This is a genomic window from Streptomyces albiflavescens (genome assembly GCF_014645835.1).
In the GTDB taxonomy this organism is placed as follows: domain Bacteria; phylum Actinomycetota; class Actinomycetes; order Streptomycetales; family Streptomycetaceae; genus Streptomyces; species Streptomyces albiflavescens.
Window position 1 is genome coordinate 205253 of sequence record NZ_BMMM01000018.1, and the last position, 24751, is coordinate 230003.

Annotated in this window: 20 protein-coding genes and 1 riboswitch; of the genes, 17 read left to right on the forward strand and 3 right to left on the reverse strand. The window is 68.7% G+C overall.

The window, feature by feature from the left end; all coding sequences use genetic code 11:
* The first annotated feature begins 11 nt into the window (after positions 1–11).
* From IEY95_RS38225 to recQ, 14 genes are all read left to right on the forward strand, one after another.
* Positions 12–566: a NuoB/complex I 20 kDa subunit family protein gene (locus IEY95_RS38225; protein WP_003998928.1), complete on the forward strand. Its 555-nt coding sequence runs from the start codon at positions 12–14 to the stop codon at positions 564–566.
* Positions 563–1324, forward strand: coding sequence for an NADH-quinone oxidoreductase subunit C (locus IEY95_RS38230; protein ID WP_189190803.1), 762 nt, complete (start codon positions 563–565; stop codon positions 1322–1324). The genes IEY95_RS38225 and IEY95_RS38230 overlap by 4 nt, the downstream gene beginning before the upstream one ends.
* Positions 1321–2661, forward strand: coding sequence for an NADH-quinone oxidoreductase subunit D (locus IEY95_RS38235; protein WP_189190804.1), 1341 nt, complete (start codon positions 1321–1323; stop codon positions 2659–2661). The genes IEY95_RS38230 and IEY95_RS38235 overlap by 4 nt, the downstream gene beginning before the upstream one ends.
* A complete protein-coding gene (nuoE, locus tag IEY95_RS38240) occupies positions 2658–3434 on the forward strand; it encodes an NADH-quinone oxidoreductase subunit NuoE (RefSeq protein ID WP_229703631.1) in 777 nt (258 codons plus the stop codon). Before IEY95_RS38235 ends, nuoE begins: the two co-directional genes overlap by 4 nt.
* Complete coding sequence (nuoF, locus tag IEY95_RS38245) at positions 3434–4780, forward strand: NADH-quinone oxidoreductase subunit NuoF (protein WP_373294630.1); 1347 nt, start codon at positions 3434–3436, stop codon at positions 4778–4780. The genes nuoE and nuoF overlap by 1 nt, the downstream gene beginning before the upstream one ends.
* Positions 4777–7281, forward strand: coding sequence for an NADH-quinone oxidoreductase subunit G (locus IEY95_RS38250; RefSeq protein ID WP_189190806.1), 2505 nt, complete (start codon positions 4777–4779; stop codon positions 7279–7281). Before nuoF ends, IEY95_RS38250 begins: the two co-directional genes overlap by 4 nt.
* A complete protein-coding gene (gene nuoH / locus IEY95_RS38255) occupies positions 7278–8651 on the forward strand; it encodes an NADH-quinone oxidoreductase subunit NuoH (RefSeq protein ID WP_189190807.1) in 1374 nt (457 codons plus the stop codon). Before IEY95_RS38250 ends, nuoH begins: the two co-directional genes overlap by 4 nt.
* Positions 8644–9273, forward strand: a complete 630-nt coding sequence (nuoI, locus tag IEY95_RS38260; RefSeq protein ID WP_189190808.1) for an NADH-quinone oxidoreductase subunit NuoI — start codon at positions 8644–8646, stop codon at positions 9271–9273. Before nuoH ends, nuoI begins: the two co-directional genes overlap by 8 nt.
* Positions 9270–10088 carry an NADH-quinone oxidoreductase subunit J gene (locus tag IEY95_RS38265; RefSeq protein WP_189190809.1) on the forward strand — a complete coding sequence of 273 codons (819 nt, stop codon included), beginning with the start codon at positions 9270–9272 and terminating at the stop codon, positions 10086–10088. The genes nuoI and IEY95_RS38265 overlap by 4 nt, the downstream gene beginning before the upstream one ends.
* A complete protein-coding gene (gene nuoK / locus IEY95_RS38270) occupies positions 10085–10384 on the forward strand; it encodes an NADH-quinone oxidoreductase subunit NuoK (RefSeq protein WP_003974374.1) in 300 nt (99 codons plus the stop codon). The genes IEY95_RS38265 and nuoK overlap by 4 nt, the downstream gene beginning before the upstream one ends.
* A gap of 14 nt (positions 10385–10398) precedes the next feature.
* Positions 10399–12294, forward strand: a complete 1896-nt coding sequence (nuoL, locus tag IEY95_RS38275; RefSeq protein WP_189190810.1) for an NADH-quinone oxidoreductase subunit L — start codon at positions 10399–10401, stop codon at positions 12292–12294.
* Positions 12295–12299: 5 nt separating this feature from the next.
* The gene (locus IEY95_RS38280) at positions 12300–13871 is read left to right on the forward strand and encodes an NADH-quinone oxidoreductase subunit M (protein WP_189190811.1); all 1572 of its coding nucleotides are present in this window, start codon (positions 12300–12302) and stop codon (positions 13869–13871) included.
* Positions 13868–15517, forward strand: coding sequence for an NADH-quinone oxidoreductase subunit NuoN (gene nuoN / locus IEY95_RS38285; protein ID WP_189190812.1), 1650 nt, complete (start codon positions 13868–13870; stop codon positions 15515–15517). Before IEY95_RS38280 ends, nuoN begins: the two co-directional genes overlap by 4 nt.
* A 318-nt stretch (positions 15518–15835) precedes the next feature.
* Positions 15836–17836, forward strand: a complete 2001-nt coding sequence (recQ, locus tag IEY95_RS38290) for a DNA helicase RecQ (RefSeq protein ID WP_189190813.1) — start codon at positions 15836–15838, stop codon at positions 17834–17836.
* Between the two features lie 318 nt (positions 17837–18154).
* Here recQ and fahA read toward each other — a convergent pair whose 3' ends face one another.
* On the reverse strand, positions 18155–19369 hold the full coding sequence (gene fahA, locus IEY95_RS38295; RefSeq protein WP_189190814.1) for a fumarylacetoacetase: 1215 nt from the start codon (positions 19367–19369) through the stop codon (positions 18155–18157).
* A 219-nt stretch (positions 19370–19588) separates the two neighbouring features.
* Between fahA and IEY95_RS38300 the strand changes: the two genes are divergently transcribed.
* The 3 genes from IEY95_RS38300 (at position 19589) to IEY95_RS38310 (ending at position 23257) form a co-directional block, all read left to right on the forward strand.
* Complete coding sequence (locus tag IEY95_RS38300) at positions 19589–20860, forward strand: carboxylate--amine ligase (RefSeq protein ID WP_229703633.1); 1272 nt, start codon at positions 19589–19591, stop codon at positions 20858–20860.
* 28 nt (positions 20861–20888) lie between these two features.
* The gene (locus IEY95_RS38305) at positions 20889–22103 is read left to right on the forward strand and encodes an FAD-dependent oxidoreductase (RefSeq protein WP_189190815.1); all 1215 of its coding nucleotides are present in this window, start codon (positions 20889–20891) and stop codon (positions 22101–22103) included.
* A gap of 308 nt (positions 22104–22411) precedes the next feature.
* On the forward strand, positions 22412–23257 hold the full coding sequence (locus tag IEY95_RS38310) for an HAD family hydrolase (protein ID WP_189190816.1): 846 nt from the start codon (positions 22412–22414) through the stop codon (positions 23255–23257).
* A gap of 95 nt (positions 23258–23352) precedes the next feature.
* Here IEY95_RS38310 and IEY95_RS38315 read toward each other — a convergent pair whose 3' ends face one another.
* Positions 23353–24099: a LysM peptidoglycan-binding domain-containing protein gene (locus IEY95_RS38315; protein WP_189190817.1), complete on the reverse strand. Its 747-nt coding sequence runs from the start codon at positions 24097–24099 to the stop codon at positions 23353–23355.
* Positions 24100–24102: 3 nt separating this feature from the next.
* Positions 24103–24263: riboswitch (cyclic di-AMP (ydaO/yuaA leader) on the reverse strand.
* Between the two features lie 271 nt (positions 24264–24534).
* Positions 24535–24690 carry a hypothetical protein gene (locus IEY95_RS38320; protein ID WP_189190818.1) on the reverse strand — a complete coding sequence of 52 codons (156 nt, stop codon included), beginning with the start codon at positions 24688–24690 and terminating at the stop codon, positions 24535–24537.
* Positions 24691–24751: the final 61 nt, after the last annotated feature.

A 24751-nucleotide genomic window follows, 5' to 3' on the forward strand; every position in this document is an offset into this window, starting at 1 on the left:
GCCTTTAAGACATGGGACTCGAAGAAAAACTGCCGAGCGGATTCCTGCTGACCACCGTCGAGCAGGCTGCGGGCTGGGTGCGCAAGGCGTCCGTCTTCCCGGCCACGTTCGGACTCGCCTGCTGCGCCATCGAGATGATGACGACCGGTGCCGGGCGTTACGACCTGGCGCGCTTCGGCATGGAGGTCTTCCGCGGATCACCGCGCCAGGCGGACCTGATGATCGTGGCCGGCCGGGTCAGCCAGAAGATGGCGCCGGTGCTGCGGCAGGTCTATGACCAGATGCCCAACCCCAAGTGGGTGATCTCCATGGGGGTTTGCGCCTCATCGGGTGGAATGTTCAACAACTACGCCATTGTGCAGGGTGTCGACCACATCGTGCCGGTCGACATCTATTTGCCCGGCTGTCCGCCGCGGCCCGAGATGCTGATGGACGCGATTCTCAAGCTCCACCAGAAGATCCAGACCTCCAAGCTCGGCGTGAACGCCGAGGAGGCGGCCCGCGAGGCGGAGGAAGCGGCGCTCAAGGCGCTCCCCACCATCGAGATGAAGGGCCTGCTGCGGTGAGCGACGCGAACGGTAACGGGGCGAACACGTCGGGCAACGGCGTCAACCCCGAGAAGGACCTCGGCGCCCAGAACCTCCCCGGCCAGCGCGGCGAGGGTGGCGAGGAGATCCGCGTCCAGCGCGGCATGTTCGGCGCCAACAACGGTGGCGACACCTCCGGCTACGGCGGCCTGGTCCGCTCCGTCCGGCTACCCGGTCCGGCCGCCCGCCCCTACGGCGGCTGGTTCGACGAGGTCGCCGACGAGTTGGAAGGCGCCCTGGAGGAACAGGGACTCATCCCCGACAACGCCATCGAGAAGACAGTCGTCGACCGCGACGAGATCACCTTCCACATCGAACGCGAGTACCTGGTCCGCGTCGCCCAGACCCTGCGCGACGACCCGGCTCTCCGCTTCGAACTGTGCACGGGCGTGAGCGGAGTGCACTACCTCAGCGACAAGGGCCGCGAGCTGCACGCCGTCTACCACCTGCGCTCGATCACCCACAACCGGCTGATCCGCTTGGAGGTCAGCGCCCCCGACGCCGACCCGCACGTTCCCTCGCTCGTCTCCGTCTATCCGACGAACGACTGGCACGAGCGCGAGACGTACGACTTCTTCGGGCTGATCTTCGACGGTCACCCGGCGCTGACGCGGATCATGATGCCGGACGACTGGCAGGGCTTCCCGCAGCGCAAGGACTACCCCCTCGGCGGCATCCCCGTCGAGTACAAGGGCGCCCAGATCCCGGCTCCGGACCAGCGGAGGTCGTACTCATGAGCACGCAGACCCCTTCTTCTGCAGCATCCGCTGCGGCCCGGGAGACGACCGAAGGCACGGTATATACGGTCACCGGTGGCGACTGGGACGAGATCGCCCAGTCCGCGGCGAAGTCCGACGACGAGCGCATCATCGTCAACATGGGGCCGCAGCACCCCTCCACGCACGGTGTGCTCCGCCTCATCCTGGAGATCGACGGCGAGACGGTCACCGAGGCCCGCTGCGGCATCGGCTATCTCCACACCGGCATCGAGAAGAACATCGAGTTCCGCACGTGGACCCAGGGCACCACGTTCGTGACGCGCATGGACTACCTGACGCCGTTCTTCAACGAGACGGCCTACTGTCTCGCGGTCGAGAAACTCCTCGGCATCACGGACCAGATCCCCGACCGGGCCACGATCATCCGCGTGCTCCTGATGGAGCTGAACCGGCTCTCCTCCCACCTGGTGTGCATCGCCACCGGCGGCATGGAGCTGGGCGCCACCACGATCATGATCTACGGCTTCCGTGATCGTGAACTCATTCTCGACATCTACGAGCTGATCACCGGCCTGCGGATGAACCACGCGTACATCCGCCCCGGCGGACTCGCCCAGGACCTGCCTCCGGGGGCGGTGGACCAGATCCGCGAGTTCGTGAAGAAGATGAAGAAGAACCTTCCCGAGTACGACAAGCTCGCCACCGGGAACCCCATCTTCAAGGCCCGTATGCAGGACGTCGGCTACCTGGACCTGGCCGGCTGCATGGCCCTCGGCGCCACCGGCCCGATCCTGCGCTCCGCCGGTCTGCCGCACGACCTGCGCAAGAGCCAGCCGTACTGCGGCTACGAGACGTACGACTTCGACGTCCCGACTGCCGACACCTGCGATTCCTACGGGCGGTTCCTGATCCGTCTGGAGGAGATGCGCCAGTCCCTGCGGATCGTCGAGCAGTGCCTGGACCGGCTGCAGCCCGGCCCGGTCATGGTGGCCGACAAGAAGATCGCCTGGCCCGCCCAGCTCGCGCTCGGCCCCGACGGTCTCGGCAACTCCCTCGACCACATCAAGAAGATCATGGGCACCTCCATGGAGGCCCTGATCCACCACTTCAAGCTGGTGACCGAGGGATTCCGCGTCCCGCCGGGACAGGCGTACGCGGCGATCGAGTCGCCCAAGGGTGAGCTCGGGGTGCACGCCGTGTCCGACGGAGGCACCCGCCCCTACCGGGTCCACTTCCGCGACCCGTCCTTCACCAACCTGCAGGCCATGGCGGCGATGTGCGAGGGCGGCCAGGTCGCCGACGTCATCGTCGCCGTCGCGTCCATCGACCCCGTGATGGGAGGCGTCGACCGGTGACCACCACCCCCGAGGGCGTCAGCCTGGGCATGCCGCAACTGCCCGCGCCCGCCTACCCGGACGACGTTCGAGCCCGGCTCGAGGCGGATGCGCGCGAGATCATCGCCCGCTACCCGGACTCCCGCTCGGCGCTCCTTCCGTTGCTGCATCTCGTGCAGTCGGAGGAGGGCCATGTCACGCGCACGGGGCAGCAGTTCTGCGCGAACATGCTCGGTCTGACCACGGCCGAGGTCGCCGCGGTCGCGACCTTCTACTCGATGTACCGGCGCAAGCCGAGCGGTGACTATCAGGTGGGTGTCTGCACCAACACCCTGTGTGCGGTCATGGGCGGTGACGCGATCTTCGCGGCCCTCCAGGACCACTTGGGCGTCGGCAACGGCGAGACCACCGACGACGGCAAGGTCACCCTGGAGCACATCGAGTGCAACGCGGCCTGCGACTTCGCACCGGTCGTGATGGTCAACTGGGAGTTCTTCGACAACCAGACCGTCGACTCCGCCAAGCGCCTCGTCGACGACCTGCGCGAGGGAGCACAGGTCGAACCCACCCGCGGCGCCCCCTTGTGCACCTTCAAGGACACCGCCCGGATCCTGGCGGGCTTCCCCGACGAGCGTGAGGGAGCGGTCGAGGCCGGCGGCAGCGCGGGCCCGGCATCACTGATCGGGCTGCGCCTGGCCAAGGGCGAGACGCAGCCTGCGCGCGTAGTACATCCGCGTGGTGAGGATCCTCAGAATGAGCGGCCGTCCGGCCCGGCCGCAGAGGAGGGGGAGTGATGACCTTGGCACCCGAGCTCAACGAGACGAGCCCCGAGAAGCTGCTCGTACCCGTGCTGTCGGCCTTCTGGGACGAGGACGAGTCCTGGACGCTCGACGTCTACCGGAGGCACGAGGGGTACGAGGGGCTGCGCAAGGCGCTGGCCATGTCGCCGGACGACCTGATCGCGTACGTCAAGGACTCCGGACTGCGAGGCCGCGGTGGCGCGGGATTCCCGACGGGAATGAAATGGCAGTTCATTCCCCAGGGTGATGGCAAGCCTCACTATCTAGTTGTCAACGCCGACGAATCGGAGCCGGGAACCTGCAAGGACATCCCACTCCTCTTCGCGAACCCGCACAGCCTCATCGAGGGCATTGTGATCGCGTGTTATGCCATCCGGTCTTCGCATGCGTTCATCTATCTGCGCGGTGAAGTGGTCCCGGTGCTGCGGCGGTTGCACGAGGCCGTACGAGAGGCCTATGCGGCGGGCTACCTCGGCGAGAACATCCTGGGCAGCGGACTCGACCTCCAGCTCACCGTGCACGCGGGCGCGGGCGCGTACATCTGTGGTGAGGAGACCGCACTGCTCGACTCGCTCGAAGGCCGCCGTGGTCAACCGCGACTTCGTCCCCCCTTCCCTGCCGTCGCGGGCCTCTACGCGTGCCCGACTGTTGTAAATAACGTCGAATCGATCGCGTCAGTTCCCGCAATTCTGCACAAGGGCAAGGAATGGTTCAGGTCGATGGGCAGCGAGAAGTCCCCGGGCTTCACGCTCTACTCGCTCAGCGGCCATGTCGCCAGCCCCGGCCAGTACGAGGCCCCGCTCGGCATCACGCTGCGCCAACTCCTCGACATGAGCGGCGGAATGCGGCCCGGCCACCGGCTGAAGTTCTGGACGCCGGGCGGCTCCTCTACGCCGATGTTCACCGACGAGCACCTCGACGTCCCTCTTGATTACGAAGGAGTGGGTGCCGCGGGTTCCATGCTCGGGACCAAGGCCCTGCAGTGCTTCGACGAGACGACGTGCGTCGTCCGCGCCGTCACCCGCTGGACCGAGTTCTACGCCCACGAGTCCTGCGGCAAGTGCACACCGTGCCGCGAAGGCACGTACTGGCTCGTGCAGTTGCTGCGCGACATCGAGGCGGGCAAGGGCGTCATGTCCGACCTCGACAAGCTGAACGACATCGCCGACAACATCAACGGCAAGTCGTTCTGCGCCCTCGGCGACGGCGCCGCCTCGCCGATCTTCTCCTCGCTCAAGTACTTCCGCGAGGAGTACGAGCAGCACATCACGGGCCGCGGCTGCCCCTTTGACCCGGCCAAGTCCACGGCTTGGGCCGACCGCACGGAGGTGAACGCATGACGGTGACCACCAGCGCTCCCTCCGGTGGAGGAGAGGCTGCGGTTCCGCCGCAGGATCTGGTCTCGCTGACGATCGACGGCGTGGAGATCAGCGTGCCCAAGGGCACCCTGGTCATCCGGGCAGCCGAACAGCTCGGCATCGAGATCCCCCGCTTCTGCGACCATCCGCTCCTCGACCCCGTCGGCGCCTGCCGGCAGTGCATCGTCGAGGTCGAGGGCCAGCGCAAGCCGATGGCGTCCTGCACGATCACGTGCACGGACGGGATGGTCGTCAAGACCCACCTCACCTCCCCGGTGGCCGAGAAGGCCCAGCACGGTGTGATGGAGCTGCTGCTCATCAACCACCCGCTGGACTGCCCCGTCTGCGACAAGGGCGGCGAGTGCCCCCTGCAGAACCAGGCGATGTCGCACGGCAACGCCGAGTCCCGCTTCGAGGGCAAGAAGCGGACGTACGAGAAGCCGGTGCCGATCTCCACCCAGGTGCTGCTCGACCGCGAACGGTGCGTGCTGTGCGCCCGGTGCACCCGGTTCTCCAACCAGATCGCGGGCGACCCGATGATCGAGCTGCTCGAGCGGGGCGCGCTCCAGCAGGTCGGCACCGGTGAGGGTGACCCCTTCGAGTCGTATTTCTCCGGGAACACGATCCAGATCTGCCCGGTGGGCGCGCTCACGTCGGCGGCGTATCGCTTCCGCTCGCGCCCCTTCGACCTCATCTCCTCGCACTCCGTGTGCGAGCACTGCTCCGGCGGCTGTGCCACCCGCACCGACCACCGGCGCGGCAAGGTCATGCGGCGGCTCGCGGCTCCTGACCCCGAGGTCAACGAGGAGTGGATCTGCGACAAGGGGCGGTTCGCCTTCCGGTACGCGCAGCAGCGGGACCGGCTGGAGACACCTCTCGTTCGCGACGCGTCCGGTGAGCTCGTGCCCGCTTCCTGGCCAGAGGCTCTCTCGATCGCCGCCGAGGGGCTGTCGGGCGCCCGCGGCCGGACGGGCGTCCTCATCGGCGGTCGACTCACCGTCGAAGACGCCTACGCGTACAGCAAGTTCGCGCGCGTGGCTCTCGACACGAACGACATCGACTTCCGCGCGCGCGTGCACAGCGCCGAGGAGGCCGACTTCCTGGCCGCCCGGGTCGCCGGACGCGGACGCGACCTCGACGGTACGGGCGTCACGTACACCACTCTGGAGAAGGCGCCCGCCGTCCTGCTCGCCGGATTCGAGTCGGAGGAGGAGGCGCCCGGCGTCTTCCTGCGGCTGCGTAAGGCGTGGCGGGGACACGGACAGAAGACCTTCTCGATCGCCACGCACGCGACGCGCGGTCTGGAGAAGGCGGGCGGCACGCTGCTGTCGGCCGCGCCCGGCACCGAGATCGAGTGGCTGCACGCGCTCGCGAGCGGTGTCGGCCTGGAGGGCGACGGTGCCAAGGCCGCCGAGGCGCTGCGCGCCGAGGGTGCGGTGATCGCCGTCGGCGAGCGGCTCGCGGCCGTGGCGGGCGGGCTCACCGCCGCCGTGCGGGCCGCGACCGCGACCGGTGCCCAGCTGGTGTGGATTCCGCGCCGGGCCGGGGAGCGCGGCGCGATCGAGACAGGCGCGCTGCCGTCACTGCTGCCGGGCGGACGTCCGGCCACCGATCCGCGCGCGCGGGACGAGGTCGCGGCGGCCTGGGGAGTCTCCGAACTCCCGCACCGCTACGGCCGCGACACCGGTCAGATCGTCGAGGCCGTCGCCGGTGGCGAACTGCAGGCCCTGGTGGTCGCGGGTGTGGAGGTCGCCGACCTTCCCGACCCGGCACGCGCGCGTGCGGCGCTTTCCGAAGTGGGCTTCCTGGTGTCGCTGGAACTGCGCCCCAGCGAGGTCACCGAGCACGCCGATGTCGTCCTTCCGGTCGCCGCGGTCGCCGAGAAGGCGGGCACCTTCCTCAACTGGGAAGGGCGGGCCCGCTTCTTCGAGGCAGCGCTCAAGCCCGACCAGATGACCCGCCGCCTGGCGCCCACCGACGCGCGCGTCCTGCAGATGCTGGCCGACGCCATGGACGTACACCTGGGTCTGCCGGATCTGCGCACCGCGCGCGCGGAGCTGGACCGGCTCGGTGCCTGGGACGGACCTCGGGCCACCGAGCCCCTGGCCGTCGCCGCCCAGGTGCCGCGCCCCGCCGCCGGAGAGGCCGTACTGGCCGGGCACCGGCTGCTGCTCGACCTGGGCCGCCTCCAGGAGGGCGACGAAGCGCTCGCCGGGACCCGGCACGCCGCACGCGCGCGCGTGTCGGCCGCCACGGCCGCCGAGGCGGGCGTCAAGGACGGCGATCTCCTCGCTGTGACCGGTCCTTCCGGAGTGGTCGAACTGCCGCTGCAGATCACCGAGATGCCCGACCGGGTGGTCTGGCTCCCGCTGAACTCCACCGGAGGGGGCGTCGCCTCCGACACCGGGGCGCTGCCCGGCGCCCTCGTCCACATCGGCCCGGCGACCCTGGCTGCCGCGGCCCCCAAGGAGGTGGAGGCATGAGCCCGTACCTCGCCGCTGAAGACCTCTCCATGTTCGGCCGCGACCCCTGGTGGCTGGTCGTCGTCAAGGCGGTCTTCTGCTTCGCCTTCCTGATGGTGACCGTGCTGTTCTCCATCGTGTGGGAGCGCAAGGTCGTCGCCTGGATGCAGCTGCGCATCGGCCCGAACCGGCACGGCCCCTGGGGCATGCTCCAGTCGCTCGCCGACGGCGTCAAACTGATGCTCAAGGAAGACGTCATCGTCAAACGCGCGGACAAGGTGGTCTACGTCCTCGCACCGATCGTCGCGGCCATCCCGGCCTTCATGGCGATCGCGGTGATCCCCTTCGGACCGGCCGACAACGAGATCTCGATCTTCGGCCACCGCACCACGATGCAGCTCACCGACCTGCCGATCGCGCTGCTCTACATCCTCGCGGTCGCCTCGGTGGGCATCTACGGGATCGTGCTCGCGGGCTGGAGTTCCGGATCCACCTACCCGCTGCTGGGCGGTCTGCGGTCCTGCGCGCAGATGATCTCGTACGAGATCGCCATGGGCGCCGCCTTCGCCTCGGTGTTCCTCTACTCCGGGTCGATGTCGACCTCGACGATCGTCGAGCAGCAGAACGACCGCTGGTACATCATCCTGCTGCCGGTCTCGTTCCTGATCTACATCATCACGATGGTGGGCGAGACCAACCGCGCCCCCTTCGACATGCCGGAGTCCGAGGGCGACCTGGTCGGCGGCTTCAACACCGAGTACTCGTCCATCAAGTTCGCGCTGTTCATGCTCGCCGAGTACGTGAACATGGTGACGGTCTCGGCCGTGTCGACCACGCTCTTCCTGGGCGGCTGGCGGGCCCCCTGGCCCATCAGCACCTTCTGGGAGGGCGCCAACCACGGCTGGTGGCCGATGCTCTGGTTCGTGGTGAAGGTGCAGCTGCTGCTGTTCTTCTTCATCTGGCTGCGCGGCACCCTCCCGCGCGTCCGCTACGACCAGTTGATGAAGCTCGGCTGGAAGGTCCTCATCCCGGTCTCCGTGGTCTGGCTGATGCTCGTCGCGACCGTACGGACGCTGAGGAACGAGAACTACGACTTCGCGGACATCGCCCTGTACGTCGGCGGAGGCGTCCTCGTCCTGTTGCTGCTCTCGTTCGTCGTGGACATCTTCCGTGACAAGCAGGGAGCCCAGGAGGCGCCCGCCGAACCCGCCGCCTTCGACCCGATGGCGGGCGGATTCCCCGTACCGCCGCTGCCGGGACAGGAGCTTCCGCCGGTGCCGCGGCGCCGCCCGCGCCGCGAGCGGGAGTTGATTGTCAGTGGTGGGTCCGATACTGCGAGTGACGGATCGATTGACGGATCTCGTGACGGAAAGGAGGGGTCCGATGGCTGAGGAGCCGAAGGAGACCAAGCCCGGTTTCCAGAACCCCGTCGCCGGCTTCGGCGTGACCTTCAAGGCCATGTTCAAGAAGCGGCTGACCGAGCAGTACCCGGAGCAACAGAAGACCACCGCCCCGCGGTTCCACGGCCGGCACCAGCTCAATCGCCATCCGGACGGCCTGGAGAAGTGCGTCGGCTGCGAACTGTGCGCCTGGGCCTGCCCCGCGGACGCCATCTATGTGGAGGGCGCGGACAACACCGACGAGGAGCGCTACTCGCCGGGCGAGCGGTACGGCCGCGTCTACCAGATCAACTACGCCCGCTGCATTCTGTGCGGCCTGTGCATCGAGGCGTGCCCCACGCGCGCGCTCACGATGACGAACGAGTTCGAGCTCGCCGACAGCAGCCGCGCCAACCTCATCTACACCAAGGAGCAGCTGCTCGCCGGTCTCGACGAGGGCATGGTCGACACGCCGCACGCGATCTTCCCCGGCATGGACGAGCAGGACTACTACCGGGGCCTGGTGACGGAGGCGGCGCCCGGCACCGAGCGCCAAGTGGCCGTCTCCAAGGGCGAGCTTCATCCATTGGCAAGCCCTTCGGGCACGGCCGCTGGAGAGGAGGTGCAGGCATGAGCGCGCAGCTCGCCGCCTACTCCACCTCCACCGGAGAGGCCTTCCAGTTCTGGGTCCTCGGCACCGTCGCCGTGGTCGGCGCCCTGTGCACCGTCTTCATGAAGAAGGCCGTGCACAGCGCGCTCTGTCTCGCCGGAACCATGATCGTCCTGGCGGTGTTCTACCTCGCCAACGGCGCGTACTTCCTGGGCATCGTGCAGATCGTCGTCTACACCGGCGCGATCATGATGCTGTTCCTCTTCGTGGTCATGCTCGTCGGCGTCACCGCGGCGGACTCACTGAAGGAGACCATCAAGGGCCAGCGCTGGCTGGCCCTGGTGTGCGGGCTCGGCTTCGGCATCCTGCTGATCGCGGGCATCGGCAACGCGTCCATCAAGGACTTCAACGGCCTGGCCAAGGCGAATGCGAACGGCAATGTGGAGGGGCTCGCCGCCCTCATCTTCACGAAGTACGTGTTCGCCTTCGAAATCACCGGCGCCCTGCTCATCACGGCCGCCGTCGGTGCCATGGTCCTCACGCACCGCGAGCGCACCGAGCGCGCCAAGACCCAGCGCGAGCTGTCCGAGCAGCGTGTACGGGAGGGCAAGCACGTACCGCCGCTGCCGGCCCCCGGTGTCTACGCCCGGCACAACGCGGTGGACATCGCGGGCCTGCTGCCCGACGGCACCCCGTCCGAGCTGACCGTCAGCAAGACGCTGCGTGAGCGCGGGCAGATCCGTGACGTGTCGACCGAGGCGCTGAGCGACCTGAAGGCCCTGGAGCAGCGCGCCGAGGAGCGCCTGGAGCGCACGAACTCGGGAGAGGGGTCGAAGTGAACCCGGTCAACTACCTCTATCTCGCCGCCCTGTTGTTCACGATCGGCGCCACGGGCGTGCTGATCAGGCGGAACGCGATCGTGGTGTTCATGTGCATCGAGCTCATGCTCAACGCCTGCAACCTCGCGTTCGTCGCCTTCTCCCGTATGCACGGCAATCTCGACGGCCAGATCATCGCCTTCTTCACGATGGTCGTCGCCGCCGCGGAGGTCGTGGTCGGGCTCGCGATCATCGTGTCGCTGTTCCGTTCCCGCCACTCGGCCTCGGTCGACGACGCCAGCCTGATGAAGCTGTAAGGGGTCGCTGAATCGTGGAGAACCTGATTGCGCTGCTGATCGCGGCGCCTCTGCTCGGAGCGGTCGTACTGCTGTGCGGCGGACGGCGGCTGGACGCCGTCGGCCACTGGATCGGTACGGCTCTCGCGGCCACTTCCTTCGTGATCGGCATCGTGCTCTTCGCCGACATGCTGGGGAAGAACGCGGAGCACCGGGCCATCAGCCAGTACCTGTTCAGCTGGATCCCGGTCGGCAGCTTCCAGGCCGACGTCTCCTTCCAGCTCGACCAGCTGTCCATGACGTTCGTGCTGCTGATCACGGGCGTCGGCTCGCTGATCCACCTGTACTCGGTCGGGTACATGGAGCACGACGAGCGCCGCCGCCGCTTCTTCGGCTATCTGAACCTGTTCCTCGCGGCGATGCTGCTGCTCGTCCTCGCCGACAACTACCTTCTGCTGTACGTCGGCTGGGAGGGCGTCGGTCTCGCCTCGTACCTGCTGATCGGCTTCTGGCAGCACAAGCCCAGCGCCGCCACCGCCGCGAAGAAGGCCTTCCTGGTCAACCGCGTCGGCGACATGGGCCTGTCGATCGCCATCATGGTGATGTTCACGACCTTCGGGACCTTCGCCTTCGGGCCGGTGTTCGACAGCGTGGGCAAGACGGGCGAGGGCAAGCTCACCGCCATCGGCCTGCTGCTGCTGCTCGCAGCCTGTGGCAAGTCCGCCCAGGTGCCGCTGCAGTCCTGGCTCGGGGACGCGATGGAGGGCCCGACTCCCGTCTCGGCCCTCATCCACGCCGCGACCATGGTGACCGCGGGTGTGTACCTGATCGTCCGCTCGGGCGCGATCTTCAACGCGGCGCCCGACGCACAGCTCGTCGTCACCGTGGTCGGCGCCGTCACGCTCCTGTTCGGTGCGATCGTCGGTTGCGCGAAGGACGACATCAAGAAGGCGCTGGCCGGCTCGACGATGTCGCAGATCGGCTACATGGTGCTGGCGGCGGGCCTCGGCCCCATCGGCTATGTCTTCGCGATCATGCACCTGGTGACGCACGGCTTCTTCAAGGCCGGGCTCTTCCTCGGCGCCGGCTCGGTCATGCACGGCATGAACGACGAGGTCGACATGCGGAAGTACGGCGGCCTTCGGACGTACATGCCCGTCACCTTCGTCACCTTCGGCCTCGGCTATCTCGCCATCATCGGCTTCCCCGGCCTGTCCGGCTTCTTCTCCAAGGACAAGATCATCGAGGCGGCCTTCGCCAAGGGCGGCACCGAGGGCTGGATCCTCGGCGGCGCGGCTCTGCTGGGTGCCGCGATCACCGCGTTCTACATGACGCGCGTGATGATCATGACCTTCTTCGGGGAGAAGCGCTGGCAGCCCGATACCGAAGGCCATGAGCCGCACCCGCACGAGTCGCCCAGGTCCATGACGATCCCGATGATCGTGCTGGCCTTCGGATCGGTCTTCGCGGGCGGTCTCTTCAGCATCGGCGACAGTTTCGTGCACTGGCTGGAGCCGGTCACCGGGCACTCGGAGGGCAATTCGCCCGTCAGCGCTCTCACGGTCACCCTGGCCACCATGGTGCTGCTCGTCGTCGGCGCCGGAATCGCGTACGCCCAGTACGGGCGCCGTCCCGTCCCGGTCGTCGCCCCACGCGGTTCCCTGCTCACCCGGGCCGCCCGGCGCGACCTGCTCCAGGACGACTTCAACCACGTCGTGCTGGTGCGCGGCGGTGAGCACCTCACACGCTCCCTGGTGTACGTCGACCACACCTTGGTCGACGGGGTCGTCAACGGCACGGCGGCCTCGATGGGTGGCCTCTCCGGGCGGCTCCGCAAACTGCAGAACGGCTATGCGCGCAGTTACGCGGTCTCGATGTTCGGCGGTGCGGCGATCCTCATCGCCGCGACCCTGCTGATGAGGGCGGTCTGATACCGATGTCCTTTCCACTGCTGACAGCGACGGCGGCGCTCCCGGCCCTCGGGGCGATCGCCACGGCCGCCGTGCCGGCCGCGCAGCGCGTCGCCGCCAAGTGGCTGGCGCTGCTCGTCTCGCTCGGCACCCTGGTGCTCGCCGCCGTCACCCTGGTGCGTTTCGATCCCGACGGCGACCGCTACCAGCTGACCGAATCCCACGCCTGGATCAAGGAATTCGGGGTGCGGTACGAGCTGGGGGTGGACGGCATCGCGGTGGCGCTCATCGCGCTCACGGCGCTGCTGATCCCGTTCGTGATCCTCGCGGGCTGGCACGACGCCGATCCGCACGAGACCGGAAGCAGGCGCTGGCGGCCGACCCAGGGCTTCTTCGCCCTGATCCTGGCCGTCGAGGCGATGGTGATCATCTCCTTCGAGGCCACCGACGTCTTCCTCTTCTACATCTTCTTCGAAGCCATGCTCATCCCGATGTACTTCCTCATCGGCGGCTTCGGGGACAAGGCCCACGAGCACGGCGACGAGGTGGCGGCGACACAACGCACGTACGCCGCCGTGAAGTTCCTCCTCTACAACCTGGTCGGCGGCCTGATCATGCTGGCCGCCGTGATCGGTCTCTACGTAGTGGCCGGAAACTTCTCGCTCCAGGAGATCGTCGAGGCCCGCGCCAACGGTTCGCTGCACATGGCGACCAACACGGAGCGGTGGCTCTTCCTCGGCTTCTTCTTCGCGTTCGCGGTGAAGGCGCCGCTGTGGCCGCTGCACACCTGGCTGCCCAACGCCATGGGTGAGGCCACCGCCCCGGTGGCCGTACTGATCACGGCAGTCGTCGACAAGGTCGGCACCTTCGCGATGCTCCGCTTCTGCCTCCAGCTGTTCCCGGAGGCGTCGAAGTGGGCGACGCCCGTCATCCTGGTACTGGCACTGATCAGCATCATCTACGGGGCGCTGCTCGCGGTCGGCCAGCGGGACATCAAGCGGCTGGTCGCGTATGCGTCGATCTCCCACTTCGGCTTCATCATCCTGGGCATCTTCGCGATGACCAGCCAGGGCCAGTCGGGCGCGACGCTCTACATGGTCAACCACGGGATCTCGACCGCAGCCCTGATGCTGGTGGCGGGCTTCCTGATCTCGCGGCGCGGTTCGCGTCTGATCGCCGACTACGGAGGGGTGCAGAAAGTCGCCCCGGTGCTCGCGGGCACCTTCCTGATCGGTGGACTCGCGACCCTCTCGCTCCCTGGGCTCGCGCCCTTCGTGAGTGAATTCCTGGTCCTGGTCGGCACGTTCACGCGTTACCCGGCCGTCGGCATCATCGCCACCCTCGGCATCGTCCTCGCCGCGCTCTACACGCTCGTCCTCTACCAGCGGACGATGACGGGCCCGGTGAAGGCCGAGGTCGCCGAGATGCCCGACCTCAGGGTGCGCGAGCTCCTGGTGGTCGCCCCGCTGATCGCTCTGCTGATCTTCCTGGGCGTCTACCCGAAGCCGGTCACCGACATCGTCAACCCGGCGGTCCAGCAAACCATGTCAGACGTACACCAGAAGGACCCCAAGCCCGAGGTGGAGGCGGCCAAGTGAGCGCAACAGCCGTCCACAGCCTGTGGACAACCGCGGCCGATCCGATCTCCAAGATCGACGCGCCGAAGATCGAATACGGGCAATTGTCGCCCACCTTGATCGTCATCGGCGCGGCGATCGTCGGGGTGCTGATCGAGGCGCTCGTGCCGCGCAAGTCGCGCTACTACGCCCAGGTGTTCGTCTCCGTCGTCGCGCTCGCCGCCGCGTTCGCCGCGGTCGTCGCGCTCGCGGCCGGCGGATACGGCACCACGAAGGCGCACATCGCGGCGATGGGCGCGATCGCGGTCGACGGGCCTTCCCTGTTCCTGCAGGGCACGATCCTGCTCGCGGGCATCCTCGGCGTATTCACCTTCGCCGAGCGCCGGCTCGATCCGGAGGTGCACGGCAACCGCGTCGACTCGTTCGCCGCGCAGGCCGCCTCCGTGCCCGGGAGTGACAGCGAGAAGGCCGCCGTGAAGGCCGGGTTCACCACCACCGAGGTCTTCCCGCTCCTGCTCTTCGCGATCGGCGGCATGCTGGTCTTCCCGTCGGCCAACGACCTGCTGACGCTGTTCGTCGCGCTGGAAGTCTTCTCGCTGCCCTTGTACCTGCTGTGCGCCGTGGCCCGCCGCAAGCGGCTCATGTCGCAGGAGGCCGCGGTCAAGTACTTCCTGCTCGGCGCCTTCGCCTCCGCGATCACGCTCTTCGGCATCGCCCTGCTGTACGGCTACGCGGGCTCGGTGTCGTACGCGACGATCGCGCAGGTCGTCGACGGCACGATCACGAATGTCGACCCGGCGCTGGCCGGCACCATGGGCAACGACGCGCTGCTGCTGATCGGCGCCGCCATGGTCGTCATGGGTCTGCTCTTCAAGGTCGGCGCCGTGCCGTTCCACATGTGGACGCCGGACGTCTACCAGGGCGCGCCGACACCGGTCACCGGCTTCATGGCGGCGGCGACAAAGGTGGCCGCCTTCGGCGCGCTGCTGCGCCTGCTGTACGTCGTCCTGCCGGGCCTGCGCTGGGACTGGCGGCCGGTCATGTGGGCCGTCGCGATCGTCACCATGCTGGGCGGCGCGATCGTCGCGATCACCCAGACCGACATCAAGCGGCTGCTGGCGTACTCGTCGATCGCGCACGCGGGCTTCATCCTCGCGGGTGTCATCGCGACCTCGCCCGACGGCGTCTCGTCCGTGCTCTTCTACCTGGGTGCGTACTCGTTCGTCACGATCGGCGCCTTCGCCGTCGTGACGCTCGTCCGGGACGCGGGCGGCGAGGCCACGCACCTGTCCAAGTGGGCGGGGCTCGGACGCAGGTCCCCGCTGGTGGCGGCCGTGTTCGCGGTCTTCCTGCTTGCCTTCGCGGGCATCCCGCTGACCTCAGGTTTCGCCGGAAAGTTCGCCGTGTTCAAGGCGGCGGCGGAGGGCGGCGCGGGTGCGCTGGTCGTGGTCGGTGTGATCTCGTCGGCGATCGCGGCGTTCTTCTACATCCGCGTGATCGTGCTGATGTTCTTCAGTGAACCTCGGCCGGAGGGGCCGACGGTCGCCGTGCCGTCGCCGCTGACGATGACGGCGATCGCGGTGGGCGTGGCGGTCACACTCGTGCTGGGTGTGGCGCCCCAGTACTTCCTCGACCTGGCAGGTCAGGCGGGGGTCTTCGTTCGCTGAACCGCGCGGGTACCGGGCCTCGCTCCCTTCTCGGGGGCGGGGCCCGCGGCATGTTCAGGGGGCTGCGTGGGCGGAGTGCGTCGAGGGGGGCCGCGTCGGCCGGGCACGTCACCGTGGGACTCCACCGGTCGAACAGGCCGGAAGGGGCCGACACGCTGAACGCCGACGGGGGGCGCCGCCCGGGGGAGCGCGGTGGGCCGGATGCCGGTGCGCACCGAAGCCGTCCGGTCGCAGCCTGTGGATAACTCTGAGGCTGTCGGTGCGGGGCCCTATGGTGGCTGTCGTGGGCGAAGCACGACATACGGGGGACGACGGGCGATGAGCGGGACGGGCGGGGCAGGTGCGATGACCGGAGCGGACATGACGGAGACCCTGGGCGACGGCGAGGCACTGGCCACGCTCCATCGGGTCTTCGGGTACGACGCCTTCCGTGGCGAGCAGGAAGCGATCATCGAGCATGTGGTGGCGGGCGGTGACGCCGTCGTCCTGATGCCGACGGGTGGCGGCAAGTCGCTCTGCTACCAGATCCCTGCGCTGGTCAGACCAGGTACGGGCGTCGTGGTCTCCCCTCTTATCGCACTGATGCAGGACCAGGTGGACGCGCTGCGCGCGCTGGGCGTGCGCGCCGGGTTCATGAACTCCACGCAGGACTTCGACGAGCGGCGGGTGGTGGAGGCGGAGTTCCTGGCGGGGGAGCTGGACCTGCTCTACCTGGCCCCGGAGCGCCTCCGTCTGGACTCGACACGGGACCTGCTGTCACGCGGGAAGATCTCCGTCTTCGCCATCGACGAGGCGCACTGTGTGGCCCAATGGGGCCACGACTTCCGCCCCGACTATCTGGCGCTGTCGCTACTGGGCGAGCGCTGGCCGGACGTTCCGCGGATCGCGCTGACGGCCACCGCCACCCGCGCGACGCACAAGGAGATCACTCAGCGCCTCGGCATGCCGAAGGCCCGGCACTTCGAAGCGAGCTTCGACCGCCCCAACATCCAGTACCGGATAGTTCCGAAGGCCGACCCCAAGAAGCAGCTGCTGTCCTTCCTGCGCGAGGAGCACGCGGGCGAGGCGGGCATCGTGTACTGCCTCTCGCGCAACTCGGTGGAGAAGACGGCCGAGTTCCTCTCCCGCAATGGCATCGAGGCGGTGCCGTACCACGCGGGGCTGGACGCGGGCACCCGTGCGGCCCACCAGTCGCGCTTCCTGCGCGAAGAGGGACTGGTCGTGGTCGCCACCATCGCCTTCGGTATGGGCATCGACAAGCCGGACGTACGGTTCGTCGCGCACCTCGATCTACCGAAGTCCGTCGAGGGCTACTACCAGGAGACGGGCCGCGCGGGCCGTGACGGACTCTCGTCCACGGCATGGATGGCGTACGGCCTTCAGGACGTGGTCCAGCAGCGCAAGCTGATCCAGGGCTCGGAGGGCGACGAGGCGTTCCGCCGGCGAGCGGCCGCCCATCTGGACTCGATGCTGGCGCTGTGCGAGACGGCCCACTGCCGGCGCTCCCAGCTCCTGGCCTACTTCGGCCAGGACCCGCACACGCCCGCGTGCGGCAACTGCGACACATGTCTGACGCCGCCCGAGACCTGGGACGGCACGGTCGCGGCGCAGAAGGTGCTGTCCACGGTGGTGCGGTTGCAGCGTGAGCGGGGACAGAAGTTCGGCGCGGTCCAGATCGTCGACATCCTGCTGGGCCGCCGGACCGCCAGGGTGATCCAGTTCGACCACGACCAGCTGTCCGTCTTCGGCATCGGAGAGGAGCTTTCCGAGTCCGAATGGCGGGGTGTCGTACGGCAGTTGCTGGCCCAGGGGCTGCTCGCGGTCGAGGGCGAGTACGGGACGCTGGTGCTCACCGAGGCCAGCGGGACGGTGCTGCGGCGCGAGCGTGAGGTGCCGCTGCGCAAGGAGCCGCCGAAGCCGGTGACCTCACGGTCGGGGTCCGGTTCGGGCTCGGGCCGGGGCGAGCGCAAGCCCAAGAGCGCCGTGGCCGAGCTGCCTGTCGAGCTCGTCCCCGCCTTCGAGGCCCTGCGCTCCTGGCGCGCCGAACAGGCCCGCGAGCAGGGCGTCCCCGCGTACGTCATCTTCCACGACGCCACACTCCGGGAGATCGCCACGGCATGGCCCGCCTCGGTGGCCGAACTGGGCACCGTCAGCGGCGTGGGCGAGAAGAAGCTGGCGACGTACGGGGAGGGCGTGCTGGGGGTGCTTGCCGGACTGGGCGGTGCTCCCGGGGTGACTCCGGCTCCAGCGGCCGCCGAGGCACCGGATCCGGATTGGCCCGAGATGGACGCGGAACCGGAGCCCGAGGACTGGATATAGGTGCGCGGCGCGTTCGTAGCCGCCTGCGCTGTGGGCATGCGTGCCGCTGGGAACGGCACGGGTGGGCACGGCTGCGGCAGCGTCTCGACCAGCTCGCGCAGCGAGGCGGCGGCGGGCGGGTCCGTGCCGGTACATCCGCCCGTCCCGGTGCGGGCGTCTTCGGGGCGGTTGAACGTGCCTGTCGAGAGTGACGGGCAAGCGATGTACCGGCACGGATTCTTCGGCGAAGCCGTGGACGACGGCAGGCTTGTGTCAAAGGGTTGATACAAGACGCGGATGACGCCGTCCCGCGCTCGGGCCCCGGGCGGCCGTCTCCGCTCAGGTGCCCGGCGTGATCCGACCCGTCACCTCGCCGAGGCCCACACGCGTGCCGCCCGGACCCGGAGCCCACGCCGTCAGGGTCACCTCGTCGCCGTCCTCCAGGAAGGTGCGCTTGGCGTCGGGGAGGGCGAGGGCGTCGCGGCCGTTCCAGGTGAGTTCGAGGAGGGAGCCGCGTTCGGTCTCGGCAGGACCGCTGACGGTGCCGGAGCCGTACAGGTCGCCGGTGCGCAGGGAGGCGCCGTTGACCGTCATATGGGCCAGCTGCTGGGCGGCGGTCCAGTACATGGTGGAGAAGGGGGGTTCGGAGACGACGTGGCCGTTGATCGCGACGGAGATACGGAGGTCGTAGCCGCCGGGATCCTCGGAGGAGTCGTCGAGGTAGGGGAGCAGGGGGTGCGTGCGGGTGGGGGGAGCCACCCGGGCGTCCTCCAGGGCGTCGAGCGGGGTGATCCACGCCGACACCGATGTGGCGAAGGACTTGCCGAGGAAGGGGCCGAGGGGGACGTACTCCCACGCCTGGATGTCGCGGGCCGACCAGTCGTTGAGGAGGCAGAGGCCGAAGACGTGGTCGCGGAAGGCGGAGAGCGGGACGGGGGTGCCCATGGGAGAAGGCGTGCCGACCACGAAGCCGACTTCCGCCTCGATGTCCAGGCGGAGGGAAGGACCGAAGGTGGGCGCGGCGTCGGCGGGGGGCTTGCGCTGGCCGGACGGGCGTACCACCTCCGTGCCGGACACCACCACCGTGCCGGAGCGGCCGTGGTAACCGATCGGCAGGTGCTTCCAGTTGGGGGTGAGGGAGTCGGCGGCGTCGGGACGGAAGATCTGGCCGACGTTCCTGGCGTGGTTCTCGGAGGCGTAGAAGTCGACGTAGTCCGCTACGTCGAAGGGGAGGTGCAGGGTCACCTCGGAGAGGGGGTGGAGATGGGGTGCGAGGGTCTCCCGGTGGGCCGGGACCGTCACCCAGGCCGTGAGCGCGCGCCGCACGTCGGACCAGGCCGTGCGGCCTGCCGCGAGCAGCGGGTTCAGGGTCGGCTGCGCCAGCAGATCGGCGTACGGGGAGCCGAGGGCGCGGGCCGCCGCGCCCGCGTCGAGTACGTGGTCGCCGAGCCGGACGCCGACGGTTCGCTCGGACGAGCCCACCCGGCTGAAGACGCCGTACGGAAGGTTGTGCGGGCCGAAGGGATCACCCTCGGGGACATCGAAGGGGGGCATCGGGTGCTGCCTCACTTTCGGATTCGTACTCGTCATGTGATTCATGTGTTCCATGTGGTCGGGGCACACGTTACGGGGGAGTGACGGTGCTGTGGCAGTGCCTAAAGAGTTTGCAATGTCCGAATTGGTCTTGTCGGACGCGGTAATTCCGGCTTAGCGTCCTTTGGGGGACACGGACGGGGTGGGTCCGGTCCGTAGGGGGGACGCGTGGGGGGACCCGTGGCCAGGAGTTCCAGCAGTGTGCCGGTCGACGCCGATCGGGAGGTCCCGGGCCTCATCGTGAAGTTCGGCGACTATCCGCTGCACCACGGTGGGGTGGGCGCCATCCGCAGTCTGGGCCGGCTCGGGATACCGATGTATGCGATCACCGAGGACCGTTACACGCCCGCTGCGGCCTCGCGCTATCTGCGGCGTGCCTTCGTCTGGCCGACGACCGGGACGGAGGAACCGGAGCGGCTGGTCGAGGGGTTGCTGCGGATCGGGCGGCGGATCGGACGGCCGACGCTGCTCGTCCCGACGGACGAAGAGGCCGCGGTACTGATCGCCGAGCACCAGGACGAGTTGGGGGGCCGCTTTCTCTTTCCGCGTGTGGACGCCAAGCTGCCGCGCCGCCTCGCCAGCAAGCAGGGGCTGCACGAACTGTGCGTGGAACACGGCATCCCCAGCCCGCAGGCGGCCTTTCCCCAGTCGTACGAGGAGATCGTCGCGTTCGCGGAGAGCGCCCGCTTCCCGCTCGTCGCGAAGAACCGCGAGGCGTTCGTGCGCCGCAGCCGGCCCGCGGTGAACGGGACGACGCGGATCGCGACCCGTGAGGGGCTGCTGACGCTCGCCCGGGACTGGGGCGCGCAACCGGGCGTGATCCTCCAGGAGTACCTGCCGAGGGAGGAGGCGGAGGACTGGATCGTGCACGCGTACTTCGACGCGGACTCGACGCCGCTCGCGATGTTCACGGGGGTGAAGGTCCGCTCCTGGCCGCCGCATGCGGGAATGACGGCGAATGCGTACGTCGTCGACAATCCGGAACTCGCGGACCTTGCCGCGCGTTTCATCAAACAGATCGGCTTCAGCGGCGTCATCGACCTCGACCTGCGCTTCGACCGGCGCGACGGACAGTACAAGCTCCTTGACTTCAACCCACGGATGGGCGCGCAATTCCGGCTCTTCGAGAACGAGTCGGGGATCGATGTCGTCCGTGCCATGCATCTGGACCTGACCGGACGCACCGTTCCAGAGGGGGAACAGCGCGCCGGTCACCGGTACATCGTGGAGAACATCGACCTGCCGGCCCTGCTCGCCTACCGGCGCAGCGGCTACACGACACCGCACGCGCCGGCTCGCGCGAGCGGTACCGAGCTGGCGTGGCTCGCAGGTGACGACCTGCGGCCGTTCTTCACGATGCTCGCGCGCTTCGTGCGGCCGGGCGCGAAGCACCTGTATCAGCTGTGGCGGACCAACCGCCGTGGCAGCACCAGCAGTTCCACCGCGAAGTAGACGTAGTACGTCCTGGGGAGGGGACTTCGTGATTCATCCGGTAGCAATCATCGGTGCCGGGCCATTCGGCCTGTCCACCGCCGCCCATCTGCGGGCGCGCGGTGTCCCGGTGCGTGTCTTCGGCGAGCCCATGGTGAGCTGGCGCGATCACATGCCCGAGGGGATGCTCCTCAAGTCGACCCCGGCCGCCTCCACCATCGATGCCCCGCAGAGCGGGTACACGCTCCTCGACTACTGCAACGCGGCGGGGATACCGCGGCTGGTCACGGACGAGGACATCATCCCGGTCGAGACGTTCATCGCGTACGGGGAGTGGTTCCAGCAGAAGCTGGTGCCCGAGCTGGAGCGGGTGCGGGTCGTCTCGGTCGACCACAAGGACGGCCGCCATGGCTCCAGTGACTTCGAACTCAAGCTGGACTCGGGGGAGTTGTTCACCGCGCGCGCGGTCGTGGTGGCCACCGGCCTGTCCGGACTCGCTCATCTGCCGGCAGAGCTCGCGGGAGCGGCGGCCGACGGACCCACCCCCACGGGCCCTGTCTCCCACAGCTCCCAGCACCATGACCTGACCCGGTTCTCGGGCAAGGAGCTCATCGTCGTCGGCGCGGGCCAGTCCGCGCTGGAGACGGCCGCGCTCGCGGCGGAGGCGGGAGCGCGGGTGCGGGTGGTGTCACGCGGCAAGGGCGCCGTCGACTTCGGCGCACCCCCGTGGCAGCAGCCCAGGCTGCGCCCCGAGTCGCCCTTCGGCCGCGCCTGGTCCCTGTGGGCGTTGAGCTACTACCCGCAGCCCTACCGCCATCTGCCCGCGCAGGCCCGGCACTACCTGGTCCGCCGGGTGCTCGGTCCGCTCGGCGCCTGGTGGCTGCGCGACCGCTTCGAGGGCAAGGTCGACGTCCGCGAGGTCTCCCGGATCGTCCGCGCCGACGCCCGCGACGGCCACCCTGTCCTCTCCGTCGTGACCCACGGCGGCCGGACCGAGGAGCTCTCGGCCGATCACGTCCTGGCCGCGACCGGCTATCGCGTCGACATCGCCGCGATGGACTTCCTCGGTCACGAGCTCCGCACCGAGCTGGCGGTCAGCCGGGGTACGCCGAAACTCGGCGCGGGGTACCGATCGTCCGTGCCCGGGCTGTACTTCACGGGGTTGCCGGCGGCGGCCTCATACGGGCCGGTGATGCGGTTCGTGTGCGGGACGGAGTTCGCTTCACCGCGGCTGGCCAAGCACTTGGTGGCTGCGCACGCGTGAGTCGGGGGCAGGGGGCGCCCTTGCCTGTGGGTGCGCCCCCTGTCGTCGCATCACATCAGCGCGCGTCCGGACGCTCGGCCCGCCCGCGTGCTTGAGACGGGCCAACTCCGCATCTGGGAGCGGCCGTTGGACGCGGACACGGTGGCGCACCTGGGAGTGGGCGGAAGTGAACTACCCATGGCCGGTACCGCCCGTACCACCCGTACCGCCCATACCGTCCGTGCGGTGAACGGCGTTGCTGACGGGATACCGGACGTCGTCCGGTTCACGCCGGGCCGATGAGTCGTTCGATCCGTATTCTTCGGATCATGGCCGCTCCGACTGCATATTCACTCATCGCCACTGACCTGGACGGAACGCTGCTGCGCGGCGACGACACACTCTCCGACCGGTCGCGCGCCGCGTTGGCGAGAGCCACGGCCGAGGGTGCCCAGCATCTGGTGGTGACGGGACGGCCGGCGCCGAGGGTGCGACCGCTCCTGGACGAACTCGGCGGCCAGGGACTGGCGGTGTGCGGGCAGGGAGCGCAGTTGTACGACGCCGGGGCGCACCGCCTGCTGTGGTCGGTGACCCTGGACAGGGAGCTGGCGGAGACCGCGCTCGGCAAGATCGAGGCAGAGGTCGGGCTGCTCTACGCGGCGGTGGACCAGGACGGTGTGGACGGCCTGACGCTCATCGAGCCTGGGTATGTCATGCCGCATCCGACGCTGCCGGCGGTACGGGTGCCGCGCCGCGACGACCTCTGGTCGGAGCCGATCAGCAAGGTGCTGCTCCGGCATCCGTCGTTGTCCGACGACGAGTTGGCATCGGCGGCGAGGGGAGTGGTCGGTTCGCTGGCGACGGTCACCATGTCGGGGCCGGGCACCGTCGAACTCCAGCCATGCGGCGTGACCAAGGCGACGGGGCTCGCCCTCGCCGCCGCCCACCTCGGCCTCGGCCGCGTCACCACCCTCGCCTTCGGCGACATGCCCAACGACATCCCCATGTTCGACTGGGCCGCTCATGGCGTCGCCATGGCCAACGCCCACCCGGAGCTGAAGGCGGTGGCCGACGAGGTGACCCTGTCGAACGAGGAGGACGGAATCGCGGTGGTGCTGGAGCGGCTCTTCGGGACGGAGGGTCAGGGCCAGGGCCTGGCCCTGGGCTTGGCCTAGCCCAGGGCCAGGTCAGGACCGGCGCTCGTGCCAGGGCTGGCGCCGGCCGGTCGCCCGCCGAGGGGGGGCGGCGGTGCGGGAGCGGCCGTTCTCCGTCAGTACGCTCCGTGGACGTTGTCGATCGAGCCGTACTTGGCCGCCGCGTAGTTGCAGGCCGCCGTGATGTTCGCGACCGGCTCGTAGGGGTCCCACGAGGTGCCGGGGACGTGGTACGCCTTGAAGGTCGGGTCGATGACCTGGAGCAGGCCCTTGGACGGGATGCCGGCGGCGGCGTTGGAGTCCCAGTTGTTGATGGCCCGGGGGTTGCCGGAGGACTCGCGCATGACATTGCGGTGGATGCCGTTGTAGGTGCCCGGAATGCCCCGCTTGGCCATGATGTCCAGCGAGTGCTTGATCCAGCCGTCGAGGTTGTTGGTGTACGTCTTGGAGGAGGGGGCGGCGGCGGTCGCCGCGGGCTTGGTGGTCGCCGTACCCAGCTTGACGGTCCTCGTGCCCACGGTCAGCGTCAGGCCCGGGGGGAGCACCGTCGGGTTCGGGCCGATGACCGCGCGGTTGGCGTCGTACAGCTTCTTCCAGCCGCCGCTCTTGGGGAACTTCTGCGCGATCTTGGACAGGGTGTCGCCCGCGACCACCTTGTAGGTGACGAGCTGGACGTCGGAGATCGTGACCGTGGCGGGCTTTGTGGCCTGCGTCACCTGCGTCACCTGCGTCGGCTGGGCGGCGTGCGCGCCGGTCGCGCACACGAGGGGGAGTGTGAGCGCGACTCCGCCCGTGCCTGCGGCGATCATGCTGCGGATGAGCGGGTTGGGCTTGGGGTGGCAGTTCTGGCCACGTGCGGGCATGACGACTTTCCTCTCCGGCGCCTGCGAGGTGAGCTGTCGGGTTCGGGCGGGAGGTGCCCGGCCGCGTGGGGGGCGCGGCTTTACCCCAAGCCGTTCCGGTGTCCGGATCGGCGGCTTACCTGGGTCCCCCGCTCCTGCCGTGCGTGCGTGGGTGGGTGGGTTTTCCGAGCGGCGGCAGGATTCGGCGATCCGCTCGGATCGGGGCGAACGTATGCGAGAGCACATGTCGGGAACAAGCCCCGAATTCAATGATCAGTCCGTTTTAATCCCGGAAAAGGATGGAGCGAATTGCCCGATTCCGCCGGAATGTGATCCTCAACTTACCTTTTGCGAATGGGTAATCGAGGTGGTGGGGTGTGGCGCCGGGGCGACTCGAGAGTGACCCAATTCACGCGACCAAGGCACACTAAAGCGGCAATGCTTTCAATTCGGGCATTACGCTTCGAGCGTCCAGGGCGGGGAATGCCGGGGAGGAGCCGGGCGCACCTCCCGCACGGAGAGGTCCGTGTCGGGGTCGTCGTCGGGGAGGCGGCCCGCGTCGGGCTTGAAGTAGAGGCCGTAGCCCCAGTATTCGGGGAGTTCGTGGCACATCGGGTCGGGATACGGCTCGAACTTCCGTCCCTGGTATGCCCTGTTGATCCGCGCGACGGCT